Source organism: Actinophytocola sp., from assembly GCF_035712165.1.
Lineage (GTDB): Bacteria > Actinomycetota > Actinomycetes > Mycobacteriales > Pseudonocardiaceae > DASYTH01.
Window position 1 is genome coordinate 1 of the sequence record NZ_DASTBH010000404.1, and the last position, 10,291, is coordinate 10,291.

Genomic DNA, 10,291 nt, shown 5'->3' on the forward strand with positions numbered 1-10,291 from the left:
CGAGTTCTTGGAGTTCACTTACGCATCCCGCCGCGCCGATCTGGCCTGACCTCGGTGTCATCCATTGTCCTGGATACGGACGTCGCCTCGCACGTCCTGCGTGATCGGCTTGCACCCCCCTTGGCAACCAAGTTGATCGGCCGCACGCCGATCATCACGTTCGTTACCTTGGCTGAGCTCACCACGTGGGTTGAGTTGCGACACTGGGGGCCGTCACGCTTGGCCAGCTTCGCGCGCTGGCTGGATGGGGTCGGCGTGCTGCACAGCACCGATGGGATCGCACGAATGTGGGGCCGGATCATGGCCGGCGCGGTTGCGTGCGGGCGGCCACGACCGCAGAACGACACCTGGATTGCCGCATGCTGCCTGGCGAACGGGCTCCCGCTGGCCACGCTCAACGCGAAGGACTTCGACTACTTCGCCGAGCACGAGCGACTCAGCCTCATCTCCACCTGAGCGAGGGGCAACCGAGACTCCGGTGCCGGCCCGTCCGCCTTCGCGTGGTCTTGTTCCGGCTTCCGGTAGTGCATCCATGCCAGTCTTGCCTTTGCTGGAAGTGGGGGTCGCCGGGTGGGTGGGCGGGGTTAGAGGATGGGGGCGGGGGTGTAGCCGGAGGCTTCGGGGAAGTGGGTGAGCAGGTCGGTGATGCGTTTGACGAGGGTGGCGACCTGGTCGGCGGCGGTGCCGGTGAAGGTGAGGGGGTCGGCGAGCAGGGAGTCGAGGACGGCGCGGTCCAGGGGGATGCGGGGGTCGGCGGCCAGGCGGTCCAGGAGGTCGTTGTCCGGGGCGGCTTGGTCGCGCATGGCCAGGGCGACCGCTACCGCGTGTTCCTTGATGGCGGCGTGGGCGGTTTCGCGGCCGACACCGGCGGCGACGGCGGCCATCAGGAACTTGGTGGTGGCGAGGAACGGCAGGTAGCGGTCCAGCTCACGAGCGATCACGGCGGGGTAGGCGCCGAAGGAGTCGAGCACCGTGAGGAAGGTCTGGAACAGGCCGTCCAGGGCGAAGAAGGCGTCCGGGAGGGCTACCCGGCGGACCACCGAGCAGGACACGTCGCCCTCGTTCCACTGGTCGCCGGCCAACTCGCCGACCATCGAGACATAGCCGCGAAGCACCACGGCGAGGCCGTTGACGCGTTCGCAGGAGCGGCTGTTCATCTTGTGCGGCATGGCCGAGGAGCCGACCTGGCCGGGGCGGAACCCCTCGGTGGCCAACTCGTGGCCGGCCATCAGGCGGATGGTGGTGGCCAGGCTGGACGGAGCCGCGGCGAGCTGGACCAGGGTGGAGATCACGTCGAAGTCCAGCGAGCGCGGGTAGACCTGCCCGACGCTGGTCAGCACCCGCTGGAAACCCAGGTGCTCGGCCACCTTCCGCTCCAGCGCGTCCACCGCGGACGGATCACCGAGCAGGTCCAGCATGTCCTGCGCGGTACCGACCGGGCCCTTGATGCCACGCAGCGGGTACCGGTCGATCAGGCCGTCCAGCCGCTCGAACGCGATCAGCAGTTCCTCGGCCGTGGTGGCGAACCGCTTGCCCAGGGTGGTGGCCTGCGCGGCCACGTTGTGCGAGCGGCCCGCGATCACCAGGTCCGTGTACTCGGCGGCCAGCCGGGCCAGCCGGGCCAGCGTCGCCGCCGCCCGGCCCCGGATCAGCTCCAGTGCGCGGCGGACCTGCAACTGCTCGACGTTCTCGGTCAGGTCCCGCGAGGTCATGCCCTTGTGCACGTGCTCATGCCCGGCCAGCGCGTTGAACTCCTCGATCCGGGCCTTCACGTCGTGCAACGTGACCCGCTCGCGCGCCGCGATCGAGTCGAGGTCGACGTCGCCGATCACCCGCTCGTAGTCGGCGAGCACCGCGTCGGGCACCGCGACGCCCAGCTCACGCTGCGCCCGCAGCACCGCGAGCCACAACTCCCGCTCCAACACCACCTTGCGCTCGGGCGCCCACAACGCCCCCATCTCGGCGGAGGCGTAGCGGGCGGCGAGCACGTTGTCGATCCGTGGCACGACGTCAGAGTAGTCAGAACGTCAGCCGCGGATCGGTGGCGATGGCGGTGAGCACCTCCTCGGACACCTGCAGACCGCTGCGGCCCGGCTCCGGCTTCATGGTGGCGTCCACGTGCACGATCACCCCGTCGGGGCGGAAGTGCAGCACCGACAGGTTCTGCATCCCGCTCTCGTTCTGGCCGTAGACCCGCAGCTGGGAGCCGTCCGGCAGGGTCGACTGGCGCAGGGGCGGACCCCAGCCTCCGCCCGCTGCCGGGTCGGCGGACAGGTCGAGGGTGTCGCGGTCGTGCGAGATCGACACCTGGATGTACTGGTGGCTGGTGCCGGTGGCCAGGTAGGCACCGCCGATCAGCCGGCCGGTCTGGTGCACCATCAGGTCGCCGCCGTCCGGGTGGGTGAACGCCAGGTTGGTCACCTTCTCGGCGAGCACCTGCGGAATCACCTGCCGCAGCTTCGCCACCGCGGCGTCGGAGCCGGGGAAGCTGCCCGGCACGTCCGCGGACGGCGCCTTCGGCTTTGTCCGGGGCGGAAGGGAAGGCCGCAGCGGCGCGCTGCTGGCCCCGCCCGGCGCGGGGGCCAGCCAGCCGGTCGGGCCGGCGCCCGGGCCGATCGTCTGGACGTCGCTGCCGGTGCTGGCCACCAGCACCGCGGTGGTGACCGCCAGGCCACCCGTGGCCAGTGCGGAACCGGCCACCGCCCGGCGCCGGCGCCGCTCCCGACCGGCCCGGCTCACCACCTCGTCCGGGTCGAACCCCAACGGCGGCTCGTCGGCGACGGCCGCCCGGAACCGGTCCGCCATACGCTCCTCGATCATTCCAACTCCCTCCCCGCGGACGCCGGCGCCTCATGGCCCAGCACGGTTTTCATGGCGGCCAGCGCACGCGCGGTCTGGCTCTTGACGGTGCCTTCGGAGCACCCGAGCGCATCGGCGGCCTCGGCCACCGACAGCGACTCGAAGAACCGCAGCACGAGCACGGCTCGCTGGCGCGGTGCGATCCGGGCCAGCCCGGCGAACAGCTCGGCCCGCAGATCCCCGGCCGCCACGGCGACGACCGGATCGGGCCCGCCCTCGACCTCCTCCGGCACCGCGCCGTCGCCGCGCTCGGCCCGACGCCACGGCCGGCGCCGCTCGTCCAGCCAGCAGCGCAGCAAGGTGCGCCGCGCATAGCTGACCGGGCGGTCGGTCCGGGCGATCCGGTGCCACGCGCCGTGCAGCTTGATCAGCGTGTTCTGCACCAGATCGTCGGCCAGATGCCAGTCCCCGCACAGCAGGTAGGCACTGCGCCGCAACGGCTGAGCGTGGGCCCGGGCGAACTCCCGGAACCGCTCCTCGTCGGCCTTGCGCATCGGCTCTCCCTTCGCACCGCAGCTACTTACGGAGCGAACACCGAAAGGGTTGCCGCGAGGTCACGGCGCGAGGGCCTCGCGGAGCATGCCGCGGGCGGCGCCCCGAGGGTCCGGGTCGACCTCGATCAACGCGTTCACCACTGCGCCGTCGACCAGGGAGATCAGGTGCTCGACCCGGCGCGGCGACACGTCGGCGCCGGAGCGCACCAGGATCTCCCGGAGCAGCTCCCGCAGCTCGGCGCCCAACGCCCGGGTCAGCGGTCGCAGGTAGGGCCGGCGGCCGGTGGCGACCAGCCGTTCGTAGCGCACCAGCACCGACTCCGCGTCGTGCTCGGACTCCGGCCCCAGCAACAGGTTCAGCACCAGCTCGATCAGGGTGTCCGGGCCGCGCGAGGCGGTGACCAGCTCCTCGAGCCACTGCTGGCCCCTGGCCAGCTCGGCCCGGCCGTGGTGCTCGACGGCGGCGGTGACCAGCTCGTCCAGCGAGCCGAAGTAGTACGTGGTGGAGGCCAGGGGAAGCCCGGCCCGCTCGGCGACGGCGCGGTGCCGGACCGCGTCGAACCCGCCCTCGACGAGCAGCGCGGTGGCCGCCTCCACCAGGGCCTGCCGGCGCCGTTCGCCCTTCGGTGTCGTTCCACTGGTCATGTCGCGGGCATCGTATGCGGATGCGCGACCGTGGTCAGAATTTGCCGGCCAGCCGCTCGGCGATGGTCTGCAGCCGGCTTTCCAGCGGGGCGCTGCGCGACCCGGGGCCTGGCTCGCTGACCAGCATCAGCCGCAACCCCCGTGGCGTCACCTGGGCCCGCACCGCCGTGCCGTCCGGTTTGCCGGCGAACGGGTTGGGCTGCGCGGAAGTTGGGGAGACGAGCAGCACGGAGATCAGGCCGCCGTCGGCGAGCCGGTAGGCCGCTCCACGCCCATCGGGCGGGCAGGCCACACCGGCCGGAAGTTCACTGGAGGCGACAGATGTGTCAGCGGCCTGGAGCTCGCCCGCGAGGGCAGCAGCGAGCTCCAGGTCCGCCTTCACGCACCCGCTAGGGGTGCTGCCGGGCCCCGAAGGGCCGGCGATCTCGGTCGGAGCGTCTCCCTGCTTAGACGGTTCCGCCGAGAGCTTCTTGTCCGAGTCGGCACCCTCGTTGGGTACCTCGTTCGGAACGGGCGCCGCGTTACCAGTTGCGGAGTCAGCCATGGGCGCGCTCGCGGCTTGCCCACTGGACGTCCCCTCCCGGGTACCGGCTCCATTCCACAATGCCATGCCAAAGACCGCCACGCCCACGAGGATCACCGCCGCGAGCGCGGAACCACCCAGAAGAGACCTTCGCAGCCGGGCCTGCTGACGGTGCGACACCATCGCCACGTCGGTGTGGTCGAACGACGGCGGCGGCGCGTCCGGAACCGCGTCCCGGAACAACTCGTTCAGCTTGCGCTCATCCATCCGTCGTTGCACCTCCTCAGTGGTCAGGACGCCGGACGCAGATCGTCCAGCGCGTCACCCAACACGTCCCGCAGGGCGGCCAGCCCCCGCGCTGTCTGGCTCTTCACGGTTCCCTCCGAGCATTTCAACGCCTCGGCCGTGGCCGCCACGTCCAGTCCCTCGAGGAACCGCAGCACGAGCACCGCCCGCTGCCGGGGCGGAACCCGCCGCAGGCCGTCGAGCAACGCCGACCGGTTCGCCACGGTCTCGGCGATCTCCCCGTCGGCCGCCGACACCTCCGGAAGCTCCTCCACGAAGCGTTCCCGCCGCCACGGCCGCCGAGTCTCGTCGATCATCGCCCGCACCAGCGTCCTGCGGACGTAGGCGTCCAGGGCCCCGCGGTCCCGGATCTTGCGCCACCGCCGGTGCAGGGCGACGAACGCGGTCTGCGCCAGATCGTCCGCCCGGTGCCAGTCGCCGCAGAGCATGAACGCGGTTCGCCGCACGGCATCCCGCCGGGCCGCGAAGTACTCCGCGAACTCCTGCTCCTCGCGCTGATCCACGCGGACGCTCTCCGCTCGTCGTCTGCACAACGGGGACGGACCGTGCCGCCCAGCCGGTTGCATGGCCCGTTGGTGAGATGTACGCCACCCCTGCGTGGGTCGCGGGACAGACCGGTGTGGTGTGATCGGATTGTGACCACGCCTGCGCCGATCGACCTCCGGTCCGACACCGTGACCCGCCCCGACGCCGAGATGCGCGCGGCGATGGCCGCCGCCGAGGTGGACGACGACGTGCTCGGCCACGACCCGACGATGCGGCGGCTCGAGGAACGGGTGGCCGACCTGCTCGGGACGGCGGCGGCGCTGTGGGTGCCCAGCGGGTCGATGGGCAACCTGATCGCGTTGATCACGCACCTGCGGCCGGGCGAGCGGTACCTGGCCGCCCGGGGCTCGCACGTCATCGACAACGAGTTGGGCACGGGCGCGTGGATCGCCCGCGGGATGCCGGAACCGATGGAGTGGGCGGGCGCGCCCGGCCGGATCTCGGCCGACACGGTGCGTGCGCTGGCCAGTGCGCCGGCCCTCTACCACACGCTGCACACCACGCTGCTGTGCCTGGAGAACACGCACGGCGGGTCCGGCGGCACGGTCACCCCGCCGGACGAGCACGCGAAGCTCGTGGCCGCCGCGCGGGACACCGGCCTGCGGGTGCACCTGGACGGCGCCCGGCTGTGGAACGCCGCGACCGCGCTCGGCGTGCCGCCGGCCGCGCTGACCGTGGGGGTGGACACCGTGCAGGTGTGCCTGAGCAAGGGGCTGGGCGCGCCGGTCGGTTCGATGGTGGCCGGCACGGCGGAGTTCGTGACGCAGGCCCGCCGGGTGCGCAAGATGCTCGGCGGCGGGGTTCGTCAGGGCGGGGTGCTGGCCGCCGCCGGTTTGGTCGCGCTGGACCGGATGGGCGACCTGGCCGCCGACCACGCCAACGCCGTCGCGCTCGCCGACGGGCTCGCCGAGTTGGGCTGGCAGGTCATCCGGCCGCAGACCAACATGGTTCTGGTCGAGGTGCCGGACGTGGCGCAGCTGCTGGCGGCACTGGGGCAGGCCGGAGTGCTGGCGTTGCCGATGTCGAGCACGTCGATCCGGTTCGTCACGCACCGGGACGTGCACGCCACCGACATCGCCGAGGCGCTGCACCGGATCAAGGGCCTGGGCTAGGGCTTTATCTGACGCTGGTTGGCCTTGCCCTTGATCGCACCGTAGGCGATCGCGCCAACGGTCACCACGGCCGCGACCAGCAGCAGCGTGCCGAGGGCTTTGAAGACCCACCCCAGCAGGACGAATGCCAGCCAGATCAGAATAATCGCCCCGATGATCTTCATCACCATGTCGAACCCTCCCACTCGAGTCCTCGCCTGCACAACGCCAGCTCCGGATCACCGGTTCCCGGCGAGCCACGCGCCGAGCCGGCGCAGTCCCTCTTCGACGTCCTCGGTCGCCCCGGCGAACGAGATCCGGATGAACCGATGGCCCAACTCTGGATCGAAGTCGATTCCGGGCACGATAGCCAGTCCGGTGTCGGCCAGGAGCCGCTGACAGAAGCTCATCGCATCGCCGGTCAGGTGCGCGATGTCGGCGTAGGCGTAGAACGCGCCGTCCGCCGGGGCCAGCTTGGTGATGCCGAGCCCGGCGAGCCCGCTGAGCAGCTTGTCGCGGTTGGTCCGGTACCGCCGCACGTGGCCGTCCAGCTCGCGGTAGGCGTCCGGTTCGAAGGCGGCCAGCGCGGCGCGCTGGGCCAGGGCCGGCGGGCAGATGGTGAAGTTGCCGGTCAGGCAGTCCACCGCGCGGTGCAACCGCTGCGGCACGAGCAGCCAGCCGAGCCGCCAGCCGGTCATCGCGAAGTACTTGGAGAACGAGTTCACCACCACGGCCTCGCGGGAGTACTGCCAGGCGGAGCTGGTCTGCGCGCCGTAGGAGATGCCGTGGTAGATCTCGTCGCTGATCAGCTGCACGCCGCGTTCGGCGCACCAGCCGGCGATCGCGGCCAGCTCGGCCGGGTCGAGCACGGTGCCGGTCGGGTTTGCCGGGCTGGCCACGATCAGGCCGTCGATCGGCGGCAGGTCGTCGAGCATCGCCACGGTCGGCTGGAACCGGGTCGCCTCGGCACAGGGCAGCTCGACCACCTCGACGCCCAGCGCGGTGAGGATGTTGCGGTAGGCCGGGTAGCCGGGGCGGGCCAACGCCACCCGGTCACCGGCGTCGAACGCGGCCAGGAAGGCCAGCAGGAAGCCGCCGGAGGAGCCGGTGGTGAGCACGACGTCGTGCGGGCTGACGTCGAGCGCGTAGCTGCGCTCGTAGTGGGCGGCCACGGCGGCGCGCAGCTCGGGAATGCCCAGCTGCTCGGTGTAGCCGAGCCCGGTTCCGGTGGCGAGGATCTCGGCGGCCCGGTCCCGCACCACCCGTGGCGGACCGGACGAGGGTTCGCCGGCGGCCAGCGACACCAGGTCACCGTGCGCCCGCTGCCGAGCGTTGGCCGCCGAAAGCACGTCCATGACGTGAAACGGCGGGATCGCCGCCCGGTCGGCCACCTTCAGTGCCTGCTCCAGCATGCGTTCACGCTAGTGGCCCGGTGGAAAGCCGCGCTTTTCCCCTCAATAACCGCGGTAGGCGCCGCCGCCGGCCATGGCGCGGATGCCCGGCACGTTGGCCAGCGAGCCGTACCGGGAGACCGCGTAGTTCACCCCGGCGCAGATGTTGTCCACCGGGTTCCAGATGTCGCCGTGGCCGGCCAGCTTGTAGGAGTTGAAGGTCGGGTCGATGGTCTGCATCAGACCCTTGGACGGCGTGCCCTTGGCGGCGTTGGAGTCCCAGTTGTTGATCGCGTGCGGGTTGCCGCCGGACTCGTGCTGGATGATCTGCCAGATCCGTTGGGCGTCGGCCTCGCTGACGTTGATGCCGTTGGCACGCAGGATCTCGATCGCCTGGCGGATCCACTCCTGGACGTTGCCGGGCGGCGGGCCGCCGGCCGGCGGGCCACCGCTGGAGCCGAGGCCGCCACCGCCGCCGTGGCTGCTGCCGCCGCCACCGCCGCTGTGCCCACCGCCGCCCGCACTCGAACCGGCGGCGGGCGGGGCCGCTCCGTTCGGCTCCGGCGCGCCGGCCGGGGCGGTCTGCTCGGGTGGGGTCCGGGTCCACTCGATAGGTTTGCCCGGCTGCGGAACGAACGGCTGGGTGTCCGGCGCGGGAATCGCGGCGAACGTGCTGGCCGGAGTGCGCGCCCCGGTGATCACCCCGACGGCGGCGGCCAGCGTCGACTCGGTGCCGGTCAGATGCGCGCGCAGGTCGGCGGCCACCTGGCCGCAGACCTCGTGGGTGAAACCGTCCAACTGGCTCTGCTCGGCGTCCGGGTTGCGCCGGATCCAGTCCCGGATCTCGGCCAGCGCCTGGTCGCACCGGCTGGAGACGTAGGACCGCGCGGTCTGGATCGCCTCGGCCGCTCCGGTCAGCGCCTTGCCGGCCTCGGTCAGCGCGGCGCCCACGTCGGCGCCGGCCTTGCCGAACCGGTCCATGTAGGCCACGAACGCATCGGCCGAACCGCCCTGCCAGGCCGCGTCCAGGGCCCGCACCGCGTCCGCGACGGACTTGCCGCCGGTCCCCGCGTCGGTGGCCGCCGTGGTCAACCGGCCGGCCGCCGCGGAGATCGACCCGGGATCGGCCCGCTCCACCTTGTTCGCCTCGGCCAGCACGGCGTCACCGCCCGCGTACCCGGCCAGCTCGCCGGCCGCACTCATGGCGCGCTCACGGTCATCGACGTGGCGGCGTCGTCGTCGGCGTTGCGCACGCTGACCACCACCGCGTCCAGCGCCCGGGCCACCTGGTCCAGCCGGCTCTCCGCCGCGGCGAACTCCTCGTGCATGGCCGAGTTCAGCGCGTCGACGGCCTGCGCGAGCGCCGCCGAACTGGGCAGCGTGCCGTACACCGCCGGACTGGTGCACACCTCGGGAAAGCCGTCGGCGATCTCGCCGAACCTCGGTTGGTTCTCCTGCGCGGCGCGCATGCACGCGTCGATCGCGTCCAGGTTGTAGTCGGGCACCTCGTCACACCTCGTCGAGTAGCTCCCGGACGAACGACGCCAGCATCGCGTTGTCCGCCGGGGTGATCGTGCTCCAGGTCTTGCCGGCGTTGTTCGGTCTGGCCAGGTAGGCATAGCGGCCGTCCGGGTTGTCGTGGAAGGCCACCACCCGGTCGGCGCGGCGCATCTGCTGGTCGCGCTGACGCCGCTCGACGCAGAACTGGCCCCGGGTGTCCATGCCGGACAGCATCGCCGCCAGCGCCTTCGCGTCCATTGTGGACACCCCGTTCTCGCGCAGCACCGCCGCCAACTCCTGCGGCCGGCCGCGGGTCTTGCCGTCCGCGGCCAGCAGCAGCTCGGTGGCAACGCTGACCGAGTAGCCGCGCCCGGCCGGGACCACACCCGCGATCGACACCGCCGCGTCGGCGAGCGCCGTGCTCCTGGCCGGGATCAGCCACACCTCCCGCGGTTCGACCACGGCGAGCAGCCCCTGGTTCCCGGTCGCCGCCGCCAGCGACTTGATCTCGTGGTCGGTCCACACCCAGCTGTCGATGCTGATCTGCGGGTAGGCCAACAGGTGCAGCCAGTCGGCCAGGTCCGCGACCGCCCGGCCACCCTCGGCCAGCCCACGCCGTTCCAGTTCGGCCAACGCCTCGCGCACCAGGGCGGCCCGCTCGGTGTGCGTCCGGCCGGGGCTCGGCACATCCAACGCGACATGGCGGACCGGCAGCCGTTCCAGCTCCCACAGCACATCGAACTCCAGCGTGGACAACACCACGCTGCCGCTTTCCGGCACCCGTCAGTCCGCCCGCTCGTCCTCGTCACCGATCAGCGAAGGGGCGGTCATCCGCTCGTCCTCGAACAGGTCTCCGGAGTCGATGCCGTACTTGTGGACATGCTCGGAGTCGCCTTCGCCCGGGGCGGTCCCGGTGGCCGGCTGCAGGATCGAGTT

General features: G+C 71.8%; 13 protein-coding genes. 2 read left to right on the top strand and 11 right to left on the bottom strand.

Translation table 11 applies throughout. The features are described from left to right. A partial coding sequence (locus VFO68_RS22515; RefSeq protein ID WP_325160344.1) for a type II toxin-antitoxin system VapC family toxin occupies nt 1-456 on the top strand: 456 nt, incomplete at its 5' end. A gap of 128 nt (nt 457-584) precedes the next feature. Here the strand turns inward: VFO68_RS22515 and purB are convergent. From purB to VFO68_RS22545, 6 genes are read right to left on the bottom strand one after another with little or no spacing between them, the layout of a single operon-like run. Continuing rightward, nucleotides 585-2,006, bottom strand: a complete 1,422-nt coding sequence (gene purB, locus VFO68_RS22520; RefSeq protein ID WP_325160345.1) for an adenylosuccinate lyase — start codon at nt 2,004-2,006, stop codon at nt 585-587. A 13-nt stretch (nt 2,007-2,019) separates the two neighbouring features. After that, the gene (locus VFO68_RS22525) at nt 2,020-2,820 is read right to left on the bottom strand and encodes a hypothetical protein (RefSeq protein ID WP_325160346.1); all 801 of its coding nucleotides are present in this window, start codon (nt 2,818-2,820) and stop codon (nt 2,020-2,022) included. Beyond that, on the bottom strand, nt 2,817-3,353 hold the full coding sequence (locus tag VFO68_RS22530) for a SigE family RNA polymerase sigma factor (RefSeq protein ID WP_325160347.1): 537 nt from the start codon (nt 3,351-3,353) through the stop codon (nt 2,817-2,819). Before VFO68_RS22530 ends, VFO68_RS22525 begins: the two co-directional genes overlap by 4 nt. A gap of 60 nt (nt 3,354-3,413) precedes the next feature. Beyond that, nucleotides 3,414-3,998, bottom strand: coding sequence for a TetR/AcrR family transcriptional regulator (locus VFO68_RS22535; protein WP_325160348.1), 585 nt, complete (start codon nt 3,996-3,998; stop codon nt 3,414-3,416). A 34-nt stretch (nt 3,999-4,032) separates the two neighbouring features. Continuing rightward, a complete protein-coding gene (locus tag VFO68_RS22540) occupies nt 4,033-4,788 on the bottom strand; it encodes a hypothetical protein (protein WP_325160349.1) in 756 nt (251 codons plus the stop codon). Nucleotides 4,789-4,811: 23 nt separating this feature from the next. After that, nucleotides 4,812-5,330: a SigE family RNA polymerase sigma factor gene (locus VFO68_RS22545; RefSeq protein ID WP_325160350.1), complete on the bottom strand. Its 519-nt coding sequence runs from the start codon at nt 5,328-5,330 to the stop codon at nt 4,812-4,814. A 132-nt stretch (nt 5,331-5,462) separates the two neighbouring features. Here VFO68_RS22545 and VFO68_RS22550 point away from each other — a divergent pair, with 132 nt between their 5' ends. Next, entirely contained in the window at nt 5,463-6,485 is a 1,023-nt protein-coding gene (locus VFO68_RS22550; RefSeq protein ID WP_325160351.1) for a GntG family PLP-dependent aldolase, read from the top strand. Here VFO68_RS22550 and VFO68_RS22555 read toward each other — a convergent pair. Genes VFO68_RS22555 through VFO68_RS22575 form a run of 5 tightly spaced genes read right to left on the bottom strand, consistent with a single transcriptional unit; the run spans nt 6,482 to nt 10,135 of the window. Next, a complete protein-coding gene (locus VFO68_RS22555; protein WP_325160352.1) occupies nt 6,482-6,655 on the bottom strand; it encodes a hypothetical protein in 174 nt (57 codons plus the stop codon). The two genes, VFO68_RS22550 and VFO68_RS22555, sit on opposite strands and share 4 nt — an antisense overlap. Before the next feature lie 48 nt (nt 6,656-6,703). After that, nucleotides 6,704-7,876, bottom strand: coding sequence for a pyridoxal phosphate-dependent aminotransferase (locus tag VFO68_RS22560; RefSeq protein ID WP_325160353.1), 1,173 nt, complete (start codon nt 7,874-7,876; stop codon nt 6,704-6,706). A 42-nt stretch (nt 7,877-7,918) separates the two neighbouring features. Next, a complete protein-coding gene (locus VFO68_RS22565) occupies nt 7,919-9,058 on the bottom strand; it encodes a WXG100 family type VII secretion target (protein ID WP_325160354.1) in 1,140 nt (379 codons plus the stop codon). Next, nucleotides 9,055-9,360: a hypothetical protein gene (locus tag VFO68_RS22570; RefSeq protein WP_325160355.1), complete on the bottom strand. Its 306-nt coding sequence runs from the start codon at nt 9,358-9,360 to the stop codon at nt 9,055-9,057. Before VFO68_RS22570 ends, VFO68_RS22565 begins: the two co-directional genes overlap by 4 nt. Before the next feature lie 4 nt (nt 9,361-9,364). Beyond that, nucleotides 9,365-10,135 (bottom strand): ESX secretion-associated protein EspG, encoded by a 771-nt coding sequence (locus tag VFO68_RS22575; protein ID WP_325160356.1) that lies wholly within the window; start codon nt 10,133-10,135, stop codon nt 9,365-9,367. Nucleotides 10,136-10,291 lie beyond the last annotated feature (156 nt).